Raw genomic sequence first — 16,402 nt, forward strand, 5'->3', positions numbered from 1 at the left:
GAACCATGACAGACAACCTGAGAATCGCGCTCTTCTCCCATGACTCACTGGGACTCGGGCACCTCCGCCGCAATCGCGCGCTCGCCTTCGCGCTCGCCGCACAGCTGCCCGAGCGCACCGGGCGTCCCGTCAGCGGACTCCTCATCGCCGGCAGTCCGGAGGCCGCCCGCTTCGACCTGCCCACCGGCTGGGACTGGGTCATCCTCCCCGGCGTCACGCCGGCCCCCGGCGGCTATGCGCCGCGGGCGCTCGCGGCGACGATGGACGGCCTGCGCAGTCTGCGGTCGGCGGCGATCACCGCCGTCCTCGACCAGCAGCAGCCCGACCTCTTCATCGTCGACCGGCACCCCTTCGGCGTCGACGGGGAGCTCGCCGAGGTGATCGACCATGTCCGCGCCCGCGGCACCCGCACCGTGCTCGGCCTCCGCGAGGTCCTCGACACCCCCTCCGTCATCGCCGCCGAGTGGGATCGAGTCGGCGGCCCCGGCAGCGTCGCCGCGGCCTTCGACGAAGTCTGGGTCTACGGCGACGCGGCCGTCTACGACCCCCGCGCCACCGGGGAGGTCCCCGCCGAACTCGCCGAGATCGCGACGCTCACCGGCTACCTCGCACTCGCCCGGCAGGAGGCCGCGGCACTCGCCGCACTGCCCGCCGCTGACGAGCCCTTCGTCCTCACCTGCCTCGGCGGAGGCTCCGACGGGGCGGCGCTCGCCGAACGCGCGATCGCCGCGACCCCGCCGCCCGGGCACACCCACCTCGTCGTCGTCGGTCCGCAGATGGACCTGCCCGAGGTCGAGCGACTGCGCGACCTCGCCCGCCCGGACACGCAGATCCTCCGGCACACCGCCGACATGCCCGGGCTCATCGCCCGCGCCGCGGCACTCGTGTGCATGGGCGGCTACAACACGCTCTCGGAGGTCATGGCCACCCGCACCCCCGCGCTCGTCGTCCCCCGGGTCGGCCACCGCGAGGAGCAGCCCCGGCGAGCCTCGGCGCTCGCCGCCGCCGGAGCCCTCGACACCTGCGGCCTGAGCGAGGCGACGCCGGAGTTCCTCACCTCATGGTTCGCCGGCCGCGCCGGGACGCAGTCGTCCCGGGACCACATCGACCGCGACGGCCTGCGCACCGTGGCCGCCCTCGCCGCCGAACTCATCGACGCCGCCGACGTGCCCGCCGTCTCCGCGCTCGCCCACTCCCGTCCGAGGCTGACCGAGGAGGTCCGCTGTGCCGTCTGAGACCGCCCTGTCCGTGGCGAGCCCCCGCAGGCGCGTGGGCTACGTCCTCAAGATGTACCCCCGCTTCTCCGAGACGTTCATCGTCTCCGAGATCCTCGCCCGCGAGGCCGCCGGAGAGGACATCGTCATCTTCTCGCTGCGTCCCTGCACCGATGCGCGCTTCCATCCGGAGCTCGCCCGCGTCAAGGCCCCCGTCATCCACGTCGGACGGTCCTCGAGCGCACGCGGCTTCTGGGAGGTCTGGCAGGAGGCGACGACGGTTCCCGACATCGCCGCCGCTGCCGCCGACCACCTCGGCGAGCTCCTCGCCCTCGACCACGACGACGCGGGTCAGGCGCTCACTGTCGCCCGGCTCGCCCGCGAGCACGGGGTCACGCACCTGCACGCGCACTTCGCCTCGGTGTCGACGACGGTGGCCCGCGCCGCCTCCCAGCTCAGCGGCATCCCGTACTCGTTCACGACGCACGCGAAGGACATCTTCCACAACAGCGTCGAGGTCTCCGACCTCGCCCGCAAGACCGCGGCCGCCGACCACGTCATCGCGATCAGCGACTTCAATCGGGACTATCTCGCCCGGACCCTCGGCCCCGAGCTCGCCGAGCGGATCACCGTCGTGCGCAACGGCCTCGAACTCGACCGCTTCCCGTACCGGCCGCACCGGGAGCCGGCGGAAGTCCCCGCGCTGCTCGCCGTCGGCCGCCTCGTCGAGAAGAAGGGCTTCGGCCATCTCCTCTCCGCGCTCGCCGTCCTCCGCGACACGGGGCTGCCGGTCCGGCTCGACCTCGTCGGCACCGGCCCGCTCGAGGCCGACCTCGCCGCTCAGGTGCGCACTCTCGGACTCGACGATGTCGTGACCCTGCACGGAGCCCTGACCCAGCAGGAGGTGCGGGAGATGTTCGACACCCACGACGTCCTCGTCGCCCCCTTCGTCGACGGCTCCGACGGCAACGTCGACGGGCTGCCGACCGTCCTCCTCGAGGGCATGGCCGCCGGCATCCCGTGTGTGGCCGGCACGGTCACCGCGGTGCCCGAGATCGTCATCGACGGACAGACCGGGTGGCTCGTCGACGGGGCCGATCCGACAGCGATCGCCGCCGCCGTCGCCGAGGTGGTCCGGCGGGCCGTCGGCGACCCCGCCTCGCTGACCTCCGTCACCGACGCCGCGCGGGCGCGCGTGTGCGCCCTCCACGACTCCCGTGTCCAGGCCGCCGAGCTGGCCGCCCTCATCGGCAGGGCCGAGGTGCCCGTCGCCGCGGCGTCGGCAGCCAGCAGCGGCGGTGCCCCCGACGGCGACACCCTCGATGCCTGGGAGCGTGCCTCATGAGAATCGCCTACATCCTCCTCGACCCCGGCATCGGGATCTTCGGCACGAAGGGCGCGAGCGTCCACGCCCAAGAGGTCATCCGCGCCTTCCGCAGCCTCGGGCACGAGGTCACGGTGTTCTGCACCCGCACCGACGACGCGATGCCCGGCGACCTCGCCGACCTCGAGGTCGTCCGCCTCGACCTGCCCCCGGGTCTCGACCGGGGCTGCCGGGAGATCGCGCTGCTGCGGGTCTCCGACCTGCTCGCCGATCTCGTCGCGACCCGCGGGGGCTTCGACCTCGTCTACGAGCGGTACTCGCTCTTCTCCACCGCGGGTGCCACGATCAGCGACCGCCTCGGCGTTCCTCTCATCCTCGAGGTCAACGCGCCGCTCATCGAGGAGCAGCGCACCCACCGCGGACTCGTCCACACCGAGCATGCGCAGCGCTCGACCGCCGCGAGCTTCGGACAGGCCGCGCGGATCGTGTGCGTGAGCGACGCCGTGGCCGGCTGGGTGCGGCGCGACTATCCCGGACTCGCCGAGGTGGTCGTCGTCCCCAACGGGGTCAACACCGACCGCATCGCGCCCGGGTCCACCGACACCGCCGTCCACGACGCCGACGCAGCCGTCCACGGCACTGCCCCGAAAAGTTCGGCGCCGGTGCGCATCGGCTTCGTCGGCACCCTCAAACCGTGGCACGGCACCGACCGACTGCTCGCGGCGTGCGCGGACCTCGACGGACCGTTCCACCTCGACATCGTCGGGCACGGACCTGAGGCCGAGGCGCTCGCCGCCCAGGCCGAACGCCTCCGCCTGGGAGCCCGCATCACCTTCCACGGTGCGCTCGCCCCGGCCGACGTGCCCGCCCAGCTGCGGCGCTTCGACATCGCCGTTGCCCCGTATCCGGCCGGCCCGAACTACTTCTCGCCGCTGAAGATCTACGAGTACCTCGCCGCCGGGGTGCCCACCGTCGCATCGAGGGTCGGATCGATCCCCGAACTGCTCGCCGGCACGGACGCCGGAATCCTCGTCGCCCCCGACGACATCGCCGAGCTCACCGCCGCGCTGCAGACCCTCCTGAATGATCCCGCCCGGCGGACGCGGATGGGTCAGGCCGCCCGCGCCGAGGCGATCGCCCGCCATTCCTGGGAGAGCCGGTGCCGTGACATCCTCGCCCCCGTCCTCGTGGAGACCGCATGACGCCGCGAACCGTGCCGAACGCCAGCGCCCTCAAGCGGACGCTGAGCATCATCCGCCCCCACCTCGGCCGGCACAAGTGGCTCATCCTCGCCGGATTGGCCGCACTGCTCGCCGACGTCGTCTTCCGCATCCTCGAGCCGTGGCCGATCAAGATCGCCGTCGACGCCGTCACCGCCGCCCTCGGCGCTGACATCGCCCCGAGCCTCGGCGTCGGCTCCGGGGTGGCAACGACTCTTGTGGCCGCGGCGCTCGGTCTCGCCGTCATCGTCGCCGGCCGCGCGGTGACGAACTACGCATCGACGATCTGCTTTGCCCTCGTCGGGGCACGGGTCGCCACACAGCTGCGCTCCCGGGTCTTCGACCATGTCCAGGCGCTGTCGCTGAAGTACCACTCGAAGGCGTCGATCGGAGACACCTCACAGCGCCTCGTCGGCGACATCGGCCGCCTCCAGGAGGTCGCCGTGACCGCGGGACTGCCGCTCGTCGGCAATGTCATCACCCTCGCCGTCCTCCTCGTCGTCATGGTCGTCCTCGACCCGGTGCTCTCGGCCATCGTCCTTGCCACCGCCGTCGTCTACGGTCTGCTCTCCCGGGTCGCGACCCCGAAGATCACCACCGCCTCCCGGTCGACGCGCAAAGGCGAGGGCCACCTCGTCGGATCCGCCGCCGAGGCGCTGGGTGCGATCCGCGTCGTCCAGGCCTACGGACTCGAGGGGACGGTGGCCACCGAATTCGCCAACGGCAACGAACGCGCGCTCAAGGCCGGGGTGCGCGCCCGCCGGCTGGCCGCGGGGCTCGAACGCTCCACGGACGTCCTCGTCGGCGTCTCGCAGGCCCTCGTCCTCGCGTTCGGCAGCTACCAGGTGCTGCGCGGAGCAATGACCCCGGGCGATCTCGTCCTCTTCCTCCTCTACCTCAAGATCGCGATGAAGCCGCTGCGCGACATGGCGAAGTACACGGGCCGCATCGCCCGGGCCACCGCCTCGGGGGAGCGCATCGCCGACCTCCTCGACGAACCCATCGAGATCGACGACCGCCCCGACGCGGTGACGATGGGACCCGTCGCCGGCGATGTCGTCTTCGACGGCGTGACCTCCCGCGACGGACACGGCCGTCGCCTCTTCGACGACCTCAGCCTGCTCATCCCCGCAGGGGAGAAGATCGGCATCCTCGGCGCCTCGGGGGCGGGCAAGTCGACGCTGACGAGCTACCTGCTCCGTCTCAGCCAGCCGGACGCCGGGCACATCTACCTCGACGGCTACGACACGCGCAATGTCACGCGGGCGTCCCTGCGCGGCAACGTCTCCGTCCTCCTCCAGGAGTCGGTGCTCTTCGCGGTGAGCGTGCGGGAGAACATCCGCTACGGTCGCCTCGACGCCACCGACGCCGAGGTGGAGGCCGCGGCCCGTGCGGCCCGAGCCGATGAGTTCATCCGGGAGCTGCCCGAGGGCTATGACACGGTGCTCGGCAACCGCGGGGACACGCTCTCCGGCGGGCAGCGGCAGCGCCTGGCGATCGCGCGTGCTCTCGTCCGGTCTGCCCCGGTCGTCGTCTTCGATGAGGCGAGCACGGGGCTCGACCCGGCGACCCGGGCGCAGGTGACGGAGGCGCTGTGGGACCTCACCGAGGGGCGCACCGGCATCGTCATCACCCATGATGCGGCGATGGTCCGCGGCCTCGACCGGGTGGTCTGGCTCGAGGACGGTCGCATCGTCGAGGACGGCTCACCGGCGGAGCTCGCCGCCGATCCTTCGACGCGGGTGGCTGCGTGGCTGCGCGATCAGGCTGAGGAGTCGACACCGGAATGGGGCGCCGAGGCGGACGCCTCCGTTGCGTCGGGCACCGTGACCGGGCCGCTGCCGCCCGCTCACCCCGCACCGCCCGAGCACCGTCCGGTCGTGGGAACCGGGGTCCGCCGATGACCGCGGTCGACGCGGCCTGCGCGGCCGCTGGTGCCGCGCCGCGGACGGTCCCTGCCGGCGGGGCAACCGCGTTCGTCGGTGCATCCTCCGGCATGGAGATCCCCTTCCTCGACGACCTGCGTGAGGCGGCGGCGCTCAGTCGACTTCTCGGGTTCGCCGCCCGGCCCGTGCGCCTCCGCGTCAAACCCGGTCGCAGCGCCATCGTCGCCTGGCGGCGCGACGGCGTGCCCGGTCTCGCCGGATGGGGCTGGACGACGGTGATGAGCGACGCCGACAAACTGGCGAACCTGCGGCGTCGAGCGGAGCGGCGCGGCCAGTCCCTGTACGTCCACACCGTCGTCACGGACCCTGCCGCGTCGGCAGTTGACGATGCTGCGCCGGCAGCTCACGACACCGTGTCGGGTCGGGACCGGCCCGCGGGGGCCCGCGAGTTCACCCTCGTCAGCGGGGGAGTGCTCGCGGATCCGAAGCTCGGGGCATCGCTTGCGCGGGTGCGCGATGATCTCGACCTCGACGCGTGCACCGTCGTCGGCTACAACCCGGCCAGACGCATCCTCCTCGCACACGCCGGCGAATTCGTGCGGATCGGCACGGACCCCTACGACCGTCTCCTCGCCGCCGCCGAGGACTGGCAGCGGCACGGGCTGCCCACCCTGCCGGTCACCCGCCTCGGCGCGGATGCGACGGCAGTGCGCTCGCCGTGGTGGGGCACCGGTGACCTCGCCACACACCCGGATGCGCAGATCGCCGAGGCGGTCGGCCGCACCATCGCCGCCCTCCACGGCCGCAGCGTCGCTGACTCTCACGACCGGCACGCTGTCGCCGACGCCTGCGCGATGCTCGATGACACCGTGCGCACGCTGAGCCGGCTGCTCCCGGACGCAGAGGTCGCACGTGCGCGACGACTCGCCCGCACCATCGCCGCAGAGCTGAGCTCGACCGACCCGAGTCGGGCTCTGACTGAACTCTCCGACATCCACGGTGACCTCAGCCCCGACCAGATCCTCATCGACGGCGGGGACTTCCGGATCATCGACCTCGATCGAGCCGGTGTCGGCCCGGTCGGCATGGATCTCGGCCGGTGGATCGCGGCGTGCCGCCTCCGCGGTGACACCGCCGGACCGGGGCTGGAGATCGGATTCCTCCACGGATACAGCGCCGTCGCGTCGGATGCGGCCGCGGCCTCGGGCGTGGCAGCTCCCATGCCGGCGAGTCCGCCGCGGATCGACGGTCTCGACGTGTGGGCGGCCTGGGCGCTGCTCCTCACGGCTATCGAGCCCTGGCGCACCTGCCGTCCCGACTGGCGCGAGCGCACCGAACGGCACCTCGACCTTGCCGAGGAGGCCCTGCGCGATCGCCCCCACCTCACCGCCTGCGGCACTCGGCCCAGCTCCTCACCGATCCCCGCGCGCATCCGCATCGACGGGACCGATGTCGACATCCGCCGAGCGTGGCCGGCGAAGAAGGGCCGCATCGCCGTCGAGGCGACGACAGCCGACGGCATCCGGGCAGGCTTCCTCGATCCGACCCCGCGGGACACACCGCATCCCGGCTCACGGGATACCCCGCACGGCGACACCCGCGAGGCATCGCACGGCGACACCCGCGAACCCTCACCTGTCGACCCCCGAACGGCCACACAGACCACCGCGGTCGCGACACTGCTGCCGGCCGGCGCCGACCCGGACCTCCCCGGCCTCGCGCGCCTCCTCGACGGTCCGGGCACGCGCGGCAACCGGCTCGTCTCCCACCGGCCGGGACGACGCGCCGTCGTCGCTCTCGCCGACGGCACCTTCGCGAAATGCGTGCGCCGTGGCAAGGCAGCGGCGATCCTCGCCGGGCAGGACAGGGCGCTCGCCTTCGCCGCCGGATTCATCCTGCCCCGGGTGCTCGACGCCGATGACGCGACGGTCCTTCTCGCTCGGGTCCCCGGGGTCGAACTCCACGAGCCGAGGGCACTCGGCACGCACTGGGAGCGGGCCTGGACGGACTGCCTCGGCGCATGGGACCGCGCGGACGCACAGGCGCTGCCGGACTCGATGCCCACCCACACCGCTGAAGACGAAGCCGGTGTCCTCGAGGACTGGCGGGAGCGGGCCGATGGTCTGCTCGGCGACCGTGCCGCGCCCCTCGATGCGCTCCTCGACGAGGTGACCACGCAGCTGCGCGACTCCGCTCCGCCACTGCGCTGGGGCCCGGTGCACCGCGATCTCCACGACAAGCAGCTGATGTGGGATGAGGCCGCCGGTCCCGGACTCCTCGACGTCGACACGGCCTGCCGCGGTGAGCGCGAACTCGACCTCGGCAACCTGTCCGCCCACGCGACGTGGCGGCGCGCTCAGGGAATCTGGTCGCCCGCCGAAGCGGAGGCCGTCACCCGTGCGATCGGCCGGGTCGCCTCGGCGGGAGGCTGCGACCGGTCACGACTTCGACTCTACGAACGCGCGAGCCTCCTCCGGCTCGTCTGCGTCTACGCGTTTCGACCGCGATGGGCCGCACGAACGCACGCGCTGCTCGACGCGGCCGCAGAGTGAACCCGTCGGCCTTGAGCGGGGGCCGGGCCCGGGCCCATCAGTCCTGTGTGCTGCGGCGGGCATCGCCCCAGATGTCGACGCCCGAGTCGACGGCGAAGGAGTCGATCGCGGCAAGCTCGTCATCGGTGAAGGGAGCGGCGCTCAGGGCGGCGACGTTGTTCTCGAGCTGATCGACGCGGCTGGCGCCGATGACGAGGGAGGAGACACGGGGGTCGCGCAGCGCCCACGACAGGGCCATCTGCGCGAGCGACTGACCGCGCGCCTCGGCGATGTCGGCCAGTCCGCGGATCCGGTCGAGGTTGTCCGCGGACAGGAAGCCGTCCTTGAACGACGGGGTCTCCTTCCCGGCGCGCGAATCCGCGGGCACCCCGTCGAGGTACTTGCCGGTGAGCAGGCCCTGGGCGAGCGGGGAGAAGGCGATGACGCCGAGGCCCTCCTCGGCGGTGGTGTCGAGGAGGTGGTCGTCCTCGATCCAGCGGTTGAGCATCGAGTACGAGGGCTGATGGATGAGCAGCGGCGTGCCGAGGTCGCGGGCGATCTGCGCCGCTCGGGCCGTGTCGGCGGCCGAATAGGAGGAGATGCCCGCGTAGAGGGCGCGACCCGAGCGCACCGCAGTGTCGAGTGCGCCGATCGTCTCCTCGAGCGGGGTCGTGGCATCGGGGCGGTGCGAGTAGAAGATGTCGACGTAATCGAGGCCGAGGCGACCCAGCGACGCATCGAGGCTCGAGAGCAGGTACTTGCGGCTGCCGCCCGGGCCGCCGTAGGGGCCGGGGTGCATGACCCAGCCGGCCTTCGTCGAGATGATGAGCTCATCGCGGTAGCGGCCGAGGTCCTCACGCAGCTGGCGACCGAAGTTGATCTCGGCCGACCCGGACGGCGGCCCGTAGTTGTTCGCGAGGTCGAAGTGCGTGACGCCGAGGTCGAAAGCGCGGCGGACCAGTGCGCGCTGTTCGTTGAACGCGACGTCGTCGCCGAAGTTGTGCCACATCCCCAGCGACAGGGCCGGCAGCACGAGTCCGGAGCTCCCGACTCGGCGATAGGTCATCGACTCGTAGCGGTCATCGGCAGCGGTGTACACGGATCGTCTCCCGGGAATTGGTGACAGGCGGTCGCGTTCAGCTTAGGTCACGAAGATTGTCCATTGCGATCGGCGGAGATGTCCGCACCTGCGGCGATGTCGCTGAACGTGGCGGCGAGCTGAAGATCCCGCTCCGTCACCGCGCCGGTGTCGTGGCTGGTGAGCACCACCTCGACGACGGGGTAGGTGAGAGTGATGTCGGGATGGTGGTTGGCCTCCTCAGCAGCGGCGCCGAGGCGGTTGACGAGGTCGAGTCCGGTCGCGAAGTCCCCGGTGAGGTACTTCGCGGTGATGCTGTCCGAGCCGCCCTTCCAATCGCTCAGCCCCGCCTCGGCGAGCTTGTCCTGCAGTTCCTGTCCTCTGTATTCAGCCATGGCACCATGCTAGAAAGACATCGCCGGGACGGGAACCCCTCAGGCGGAATTCCGTGCGCCCTTCGCGCGGTGGCGGCGGACGGCGTCGCGGTTGGCGCAGCGGACCGAGCAGTAGCGCTGGCGGCCGTTGCGGGTGACGTCGACGACGACGTTGTCGCACGGGTCGCCAGGTGTCAGGCCGGCCGCGCAGCGACCGAGGCGGTGCATGCCGCGGGTCGTCAGGTGCAGCGCCGTACCGACGCAGATGACGGCGCGCAGCACATGGGCCAGCGACTGGTTCGAATCCCGGTAGTGGAGGTGCCAGCCCTCATCGTCGTGGTCGACGAGGCGCGGGTAGGCGGCGGCGTTCGCCATGATCGCGTTGAGGATCTCCGCCCGGTCCTGAGGGTCGTCGGCGTCGACGACCGCCAGCCACTCATCGATGACGGTGCGCGTGTCGTCGAGGTCGGTCGACGTCGGTTCGAAGCCCATCGTCATCCCGAACTCCCGGGTGCGGGCCTCGATCCCGTCGCGATCACTCGGCCAGTCATTGGCGAGCGACGCCGCGAGCAGCACCGCGTACTCGCCGTAAGGGTTGAGTTGCATAAGACCATTACAGCAGGGTGGACGGCATGGACACCAGAGCAGGACGCGAGATGCGCGTGACTCGCGACAACAGCACCGCCGCTGGGGGACAGGCCTCCGGCGCCGGCTGTGAGCACGGCTGGCTGACCGAGTCGCGACACCGCATCTCGACCGGGCTGATCGTCTACCTCCGCTGTGCCAGCTGCGGGGCGCGTCGCGTCGACCACCTCGGTGCCGGTGCGCTGGTGCCGAGCGGGCTGAGTCGGGTCGTCGCGCCGAGGTGAGGCGCCCCCGCGGGGCCGCCGTGGGGCGGACGCGCACCGGACTGCCCGCCGAAAGTCGATTCGGCCACGACTAGTCACCGTGCAGAATGACTTTTCGCCGTCATCCGGTCTGCGTGTCGCACTTTTCGCGAGCGTTCGTACTTTTCGCCGGCAGTGCGTCGGCGGCGCCGCGCCGGGTCCACGCCCCGCCGCACCCCAAAGTAGACCAGTGGTCTTGATTTCGTGTGTGACCTGTGACTCAATGGGGGAGTGACGAAATTCCACTCGATTCGGGATCAGCTCCTCGATCGCCTCGACGGCATGGCCGCCGGAGAGCAGTTCCCGCCCGAGCGTCAGCTCGCTCAGCAGCTCGGCATCTCCCGGATGACGCTGCGCCGGGCCCTCGACGACCTCGTCGCGAAGGGCGTCGTCCGCCGCCGGCATGGGGCCGGCGTCTTCGCGCTCGGCCCGAAGTTCGATCAGCCGCTGGCCGCGAGTTCGTTCACCGAGGACATGCTCGCCCGCGGACTGCATCCCGGCTCCCGGGTGCTCTCCTTCGACCGCGGAGAGGCCGGGGCGCACATCGGACGCAAGCTCCACCTCGGCGAAGGGGATGAGGTGCTGACGATCCTCCGCCTGCGACTCGCCGACGATGAGCCGATCGCCCTCGAGGAGCTCCACATTCCCGCCGCGCGCGTGCCCGGACTCGTCGCCGCCGACCTCGTCGACGCCTCGTTCTACGACCTCCTCCACACCCGCTTCGGCATCGACCTCGCCCACAGCGTGCAGACGATCGAACCGACGCTCCTCGACGAGGAGGAAGCCGAGCACCTCGGCGCCCCGATCCAGGCCCCGGCCCTGCTCTTCGAGCGCACCTCGCGCAGCGCCGACGATGTGCCCTTCGAATTCGTCCGCTCGGTCTACCGCGGCGACCGCTACAAGGTCCGCACCGAACTCACCGTGCCCGTCCGCCCGGAGGGCAGCGCCGTCGAGGGGCCGCGACCATGATCATCGCCGGCCTGATGACGGGCACCTCGGCCGACGGACTCGACCTCGTCCTCGCCGACTTCGCCCATGACCCAGCAGCTCCCGACGACCTGTCGGTGCGTCTCCTCGCCGGTGTCGAGGTTCCCTTCGATGCGGACCTCCACGCCGACATCCTCCGTCTCCTCGAGCCCGGCGACATCCCGCTCGCCCTCGTCAGCGACGTCGACGGTCGACTCGGAAGGATGGCCGCCGAGGCGCTCGCCGAGGTCTGCGCGAGAACCAGCGTCGTCCCCGACCTCGTCGTCTCCCACGGTCAGACCGTGCGCCACGACGTCACCGACGGCGAGGTCACATCGACCCTGCAGCTCGGCCAGCCCGCTTGGATCGCCGAGCGCCTCGGGGTCCCCGTGCTCTCCGATGTCCGCTCCGCCGACATCGCCGCCGGCGGGCAGGGCGCCCCGCTCGTCGGGATCCTCGACACGATGCTCCTCGGCGCGGTGGCAGCTCCGAGCGCGCTGCTCAACCTCGGTGGAATCGCGAACCTCACCGTCATCGCCCCCGATCGCGCGCCGCTCGCCTTCGACACGGGCCCGGCGAACGCGCTCATCGACATCCTCGCCCGCCGCATCACCGACGGCGCGCAGTCCTGCGACGTCGACGGCGCCCTCGCCGCGAGCGGTCGGGCCGATGAGGCCCTGCTCGCCGACCTCCTCGACGACCCCTACTACCGGCGCCCCGCCCCGAAGTCGACGGGCAAGGAGCTCTTCCACGCTGCCTACCTCGACCGACATCTCACAGCCCATCCCCACCTCGGCGGATTCGACGCCATTGCCACGGTCACGGAGCTCACCGCCCGCACCATCGCCGAGGCGGCCGGCCGTCACGGGGTCACCGCGGTCATCGCGTCCGGGGGTGGGACCCGGAATCCGACGCTCATGGCCGCGCTCGACTCTGCGCTTGGCCCCGGTGTCGCGCTCGAGACGACCGATGCGGCGCTCGGCCTGCCCGAGGGCGCGAAGGAGGGACTGCTCATGGCGCTCATCGGCTGGCTGAGCTGGCACGGCCTGCCGGCCACCGAACCGAGCCTGACCCGGGCGAGCCGACCGAGCATCGCCGGCCGACTCACTCCCGGATGGCGTCCGCTTGAGCTGCCCGTACCGCTGCACCGAAGACCTCGTCGGATGCGCATCGACGACCGGACCTGAGACAGACCCGGAAACGCCCGCCAACCGCTCCGACCCTGACCACCCCGACCGCCAACCACCCCACCGCAACCCCCGACGCGGCGCTCACCGGCAAGGACGCCGGCCGCCGAGACCGCCGCACTGAGAAGGAGTCACGACCATGCAGATCATCGACCTCCTGGTGATCGTCGTCTACCTCGTCGCCACCGCGTGGCTGGGCCTGAAGCTGAGCGGGCGACAGACCGGGCTCAAGGACTACTTCCTCGGCGGGCGGGAGCTGCCCTGGTGGGCGGTGTGCCTGTCGGTCGTCGCGACCGAGACGAGCGCGCTCACCGTCATCGGCATCCCCGTGATGAGCTACCTCGGCGACATCTCCTACCTCCAGCTGGCGCTCGGCTACATCGTCGGCCGCATCCTCGTCGCGTTCTTCATGCTGCCGCGCTACTACGACGGGGAGATGATCACGGCGTACGCGTACCTCGGCAAGCGGTTCGGCCAGTCGACGCAGACGACCGCGGGCATCACGTTCCTCTTCACCCGCCTGCTCGCCGACGGCATCCGCGTGCTCGCCGCCGCGATCCCGCTCAAGGTCATCCTCGACGGGCTCGGCATCCACACGAACTACTTCATCATCATCGTCGTCCTCTCCCTCGTCACGATCGTCTACACGTTCATCGGCGGCATCAAGGCCGTCGTCTGGGTCGACGTCGCCCAGATGTTCCTCTACGTCCTCGGCGGGATCCTCGCGATCATCGTCATCACCGCCGGTGTCGGCGGGGGATGGCTCGCCGAGGCGGCCGCCGCCGGGAAGCTGCAGATGTTCGTCTTCGAGGGCAACCCGATCAATGCCGCGGGATCCTTCATCCCCTCGTTCGTCGGCGGCGCGGTCTTCGCGATGGCCTCCCACGGGGCCGATCAGATCATCGTCCAGCGGCTGCTCGCCTGCCGGACGAAGGTCGATGCGCAGAAGGCGCTCATCTGGTCGGGCATCGTCGTCTTCGTCCAGTTCGCGATCTTCCTCGCCGTCGGCCTCGCCCTGTGGGCCTACTACGACCAGGCGCTGCCGGCCGATCTCGGGCTCACCCGCGACGATGAGATCTTCCCGCTCTTCATCATCGAGGGCCTGCCGCCCGGCATCTCCGGGCTGCTGCTCGCCGGCATCCTCGCCGCGGCGATGTCGACGCTGTCCTCGTCGCTCTCCGCCCTGTCCTCATCGACGGTCAACGATGTCGTCGCCCGTTTCCGCAGGACCCCGCTCACCGACGCCGAGGGACTCAGGGTCGGACGCTGGGCGACGATCGCGTGGGGTGTGGCGTTCATCCTCCCGGCCACGGTCTTCGAATCCGACACCGGCAACATCGTCATCCTCGCCCTCGGCATCGCCGGCATCACCTACGGCGGACTGCTCGGCGCCTTCGTCTTCGGCATGGTCAACAAGCGTGCGACCGCGGCCGACGCGAACATCGCCTTCGTCCTCGCGATCGCCGTCAACGCGTTCTTCTTCGTCATGGAGAAGTACGTCACCGGTGAGGTCTGGGTGGCGTGGCAGTGGTATCCCCTCCTCGGCGTCATTGTCATGGTCTCCGTCGGCGGGCTGCTGTCCCTGCGCCACCCGGCCCCACCCGTGGCCGCCGTCGCCGAGGCGGAGGGCAGCCTGCGATGACCGAAGCGCAGTCCCAGCCTCCGGAGTCGAATCCCGTCGCACGTCCCTCGGGTGCGCACCCGCCGAGGCTCTCGCCGACCGAGCGGCGCAATCCGCGCAGCGCGGGCCTCGACGATCTCGACAGCCTCGGCGTGCTCACCCTGCTCAATACCGAGGATCAGGCGGTGCTCGACGCGGTCTCCGCGGCCCTGCCGGACCTCGCCGCGCTCGTCGACCTCGCTGCGGAGCGGATGCGCGCGGGCGGCACCGTCCACTACTTCGGGGCCGGCACCTCCGGTCGCCTCGGGGTCCTCGACGCCAGTGAGCTCATGCCGACGTTCAACCTCGAGCCCGGCCGGGTCGTCGGACACATCGCCGGCGGGGAGCCGGCCCTCGTCAACGCCGTCGAGAACGCCGAGGACTCGCTGGCCGACGGACGTCGCGACGGTGCCGGGCTGGGGGAGCGGGACGTCGCGATCGGGATCGCCGCAAGCGGGTCGACCCCGTACGTCCGCGGGGCGCTCGAAGCCGCCGGGGAGGCCGGTGCCCACACCGTGCTCATCTCGAACAACCCGCAGGCTCCCGTCGCCGCGGCGGCCGCGGCCCACATCGTCCTCGACACCGGACCCGAGGTCGTCACCGGGTCGACCAGGCTCAAGGCCGGCACCGCGCAGAAGCTCACCCTCAACGGGTTCTCCACCGCGCTCATGGTCGCCCTCGGGCGGACGTGGCAGAACCTCATGGTCTCCGTCGTCGCGACGAACGCGAAGCTGCGCGAACGCACCGTCCGCATCCTCCGGGAGGCCGCGGACCTCGACGACAAAGCTGCCCGTGAACTCCTCGCGCGGTGCGACGGTGACCTCAAGACGGCGCTCGTCGTCTCCTTCGCCGAGGTGGCCCCCACCGCTGCCGCCGAGCTGCTGGCCGGGCACGACGGCTCTGTGAGAGCGGCGATCGCCGCCGCGGCAGCCACCGGTGCCGGCGACGCGGCGAACGCCGGGAACACGGGAGCCGCGGGCGACGATGCGGATGACAGTCCCCGCCCCGGAGCCGGCGCATGATGCCCGGCTCTGCCGCCGGTGACCTCGTCCTCGGCATCGACGTCGGCGGCACCGGCAGCCGTGTCGCACTCGCCGCGGTTTCGGTCGATCGCCTCGGCGACCAGGTCATCCTCGGCACGCTCACCGGCCCCCGCGTCGAGATCGGGGCCGAAGGCAGCAGCGCTCCCGTCGTCATCCGGCGGCTCGTCGCCGCGGCCCGGCAGGCCTGGCCGGAGCCCTTCTCCCGGGTGACCGGCATCGGGATCGGGGCCACCGGGATCGCGTCCCTGACCGCCGATCCCGCCGTGCTCGCGCAGGTCATCGCCGCCGAGGCGGACGCACGGACCGCGGTGACGATCGACGCGGTCACCGCCCACCTCGGTGCGCTCGGCGGAGCCGGCGGGGCGATCGCCGTGCTCGGCACCGGGGCGATCGCGATCGCCCACCCGGGGGCCGACGACGACGGGATCCTCGGTGCGCAGTGGTCGCGCGTCGACGGCTGGGGCCACCTCTTCGGCGACCGCGGGGGCGGTGCGTGGATCGGTCGGCATGCCCTCGAAGCCGCCCTGCGCGCGCACGACCGGGTCGACCGGCGCGGGGCCGCACTCCTCGCCGCGGCGACCGGACGCTTCGGGGATCCGAGCACGTGGCCGGCGACGTTCTACACCCGCAGCGACCGGGCGGGCCTCCTCGCGGAGTTCGCCGTCGACGTCGCGGCGCTCGCCCGTGTCGAGGACCCGGTGGCCGTGGCGCTCCTCGCCGAGGCGGGACAGGAGGCCGCTCGCAGCGCCGTCGCCGCCGCTGCGGCCTCGGGTGCCTCCCGCATCGCCCTGACCGGGGGCCTGACGAGGGCAGGAGAATCCCTCCTTGAGGAGTTCGGTGCGGAGGCGACGCGGAGCGACCCCGACATCGCCGTCGTCGAACCCGACGGCGATCCGCTCACCGGTGCCCTCGTGCTCGCGAGCCTCATCGCCGCCGAGCGGATCCGTGCCCAGGAGGACGTTCTCTGGGTGTGACGGTCGTCTGCAAGTCAGCTTGCCGACGACAACTGTTCACCTGACCGGCATCTGCGGA

At 71.6% G+C, this 16,402-nt stretch carries 14 protein-coding genes; 11 read left to right on the plus strand and 3 right to left on the minus strand.

The window, feature by feature from the left end:
• The first annotated feature begins 5 nt into the window (after nucleotides 1-5).
• Genes FJ887_RS02100 through FJ887_RS02120 form a run of 5 tightly spaced genes read left to right on the plus strand, consistent with a single transcriptional unit; the run spans nucleotide 6 to nucleotide 8,196 of the window.
• The gene (locus FJ887_RS02100; RefSeq protein ID WP_137825807.1) at nucleotides 6-1,235 is read left to right on the plus strand and encodes a glycosyltransferase family protein; all 1,230 of its coding nucleotides are present in this window, start codon (nucleotides 6-8) and stop codon (nucleotides 1,233-1,235) included.
• The gene (locus FJ887_RS02105) at nucleotides 1,225-2,559 is read left to right on the plus strand and encodes a glycosyltransferase (RefSeq protein ID WP_249356789.1); all 1,335 of its coding nucleotides are present in this window, start codon (nucleotides 1,225-1,227) and stop codon (nucleotides 2,557-2,559) included. Before FJ887_RS02100 ends, FJ887_RS02105 begins: the two co-directional genes overlap by 11 nt.
• A complete protein-coding gene (locus FJ887_RS02110) occupies nucleotides 2,556-3,740 on the plus strand; it encodes a glycosyltransferase family 4 protein (RefSeq protein WP_137825806.1) in 1,185 nt (394 codons plus the stop codon). Before FJ887_RS02105 ends, FJ887_RS02110 begins: the two co-directional genes overlap by 4 nt.
• Nucleotides 3,737-5,662 carry an ABC transporter ATP-binding protein gene (locus FJ887_RS02115; RefSeq protein ID WP_137825805.1) on the plus strand — a complete coding sequence of 642 codons (1,926 nt, stop codon included), beginning with the start codon at nucleotides 3,737-3,739 and terminating at the stop codon, nucleotides 5,660-5,662. The genes FJ887_RS02110 and FJ887_RS02115 overlap by 4 nt, the downstream gene beginning before the upstream one ends.
• Nucleotides 5,659-8,196 carry an aminoglycoside phosphotransferase family protein gene (locus tag FJ887_RS02120; RefSeq protein WP_140954829.1) on the plus strand — a complete coding sequence of 846 codons (2,538 nt, stop codon included), beginning with the start codon at nucleotides 5,659-5,661 and terminating at the stop codon, nucleotides 8,194-8,196. Before FJ887_RS02115 ends, FJ887_RS02120 begins: the two co-directional genes overlap by 4 nt.
• 37 nt (nucleotides 8,197-8,233) lie before the next feature.
• Here FJ887_RS02120 and mgrA read toward each other — a convergent pair whose 3' ends face one another.
• The 3 genes from mgrA to FJ887_RS02135 are packed head-to-tail and all read right to left on the minus strand — an operon-like array spanning nucleotide 8,234 to nucleotide 10,233.
• Nucleotides 8,234-9,274, minus strand: a complete 1,041-nt coding sequence (gene mgrA / locus FJ887_RS02125; RefSeq protein WP_137825803.1) for an L-glyceraldehyde 3-phosphate reductase — start codon at nucleotides 9,272-9,274, stop codon at nucleotides 8,234-8,236.
• A 47-nt stretch (nucleotides 9,275-9,321) separates the two neighbouring features.
• The gene (locus tag FJ887_RS02130) at nucleotides 9,322-9,648 is read right to left on the minus strand and encodes a 4a-hydroxytetrahydrobiopterin dehydratase (protein WP_137825802.1); all 327 of its coding nucleotides are present in this window, start codon (nucleotides 9,646-9,648) and stop codon (nucleotides 9,322-9,324) included.
• 39 nt (nucleotides 9,649-9,687) lie between these two features.
• The gene (locus tag FJ887_RS02135; protein WP_137825801.1) at nucleotides 9,688-10,233 is read right to left on the minus strand and encodes a CGNR zinc finger domain-containing protein; all 546 of its coding nucleotides are present in this window, start codon (nucleotides 10,231-10,233) and stop codon (nucleotides 9,688-9,690) included.
• A 26-nt stretch (nucleotides 10,234-10,259) separates the two neighbouring features.
• Here FJ887_RS02135 and FJ887_RS02140 point away from each other — a divergent pair, with 26 nt between their 5' ends.
• From FJ887_RS02140 to FJ887_RS02165, 6 genes are all read left to right on the plus strand, one after another.
• The gene (locus tag FJ887_RS02140) at nucleotides 10,260-10,496 is read left to right on the plus strand and encodes a hypothetical protein (RefSeq protein WP_249356788.1); all 237 of its coding nucleotides are present in this window, start codon (nucleotides 10,260-10,262) and stop codon (nucleotides 10,494-10,496) included.
• A gap of 249 nt (nucleotides 10,497-10,745) precedes the next feature.
• The gene (locus FJ887_RS02145) at nucleotides 10,746-11,483 is read left to right on the plus strand and encodes a GntR family transcriptional regulator (RefSeq protein WP_137825800.1); all 738 of its coding nucleotides are present in this window, start codon (nucleotides 10,746-10,748) and stop codon (nucleotides 11,481-11,483) included.
• On the plus strand, nucleotides 11,480-12,667 hold the full coding sequence (locus FJ887_RS02150; protein ID WP_137825799.1) for an anhydro-N-acetylmuramic acid kinase: 1,188 nt from the start codon (nucleotides 11,480-11,482) through the stop codon (nucleotides 12,665-12,667). The genes FJ887_RS02145 and FJ887_RS02150 overlap by 4 nt, the downstream gene beginning before the upstream one ends.
• A gap of 139 nt (nucleotides 12,668-12,806) precedes the next feature.
• Nucleotides 12,807-14,309 (plus strand): sodium:solute symporter, encoded by a 1,503-nt coding sequence (locus FJ887_RS02155; protein ID WP_137825798.1) that lies wholly within the window; start codon nucleotides 12,807-12,809, stop codon nucleotides 14,307-14,309.
• Nucleotides 14,306-15,349, plus strand: coding sequence for an N-acetylmuramic acid 6-phosphate etherase (gene murQ / locus FJ887_RS02160; protein WP_137825797.1), 1,044 nt, complete (start codon nucleotides 14,306-14,308; stop codon nucleotides 15,347-15,349). The genes FJ887_RS02155 and murQ overlap by 4 nt, the downstream gene beginning before the upstream one ends.
• Nucleotides 15,346-16,344 carry a BadF/BadG/BcrA/BcrD ATPase family protein gene (locus FJ887_RS02165; protein WP_249356787.1) on the plus strand — a complete coding sequence of 333 codons (999 nt, stop codon included), beginning with the start codon at nucleotides 15,346-15,348 and terminating at the stop codon, nucleotides 16,342-16,344. Before murQ ends, FJ887_RS02165 begins: the two co-directional genes overlap by 4 nt.
• Nucleotides 16,345-16,402 lie beyond the last annotated feature (58 nt).

The sequence above is a fragment of the Brevibacterium sp. XM4083 genome (assembly GCF_006489205.2).
Classification (GTDB): Bacteria; Actinomycetota; Actinomycetes; order Actinomycetales; family Brevibacteriaceae; genus Brevibacterium.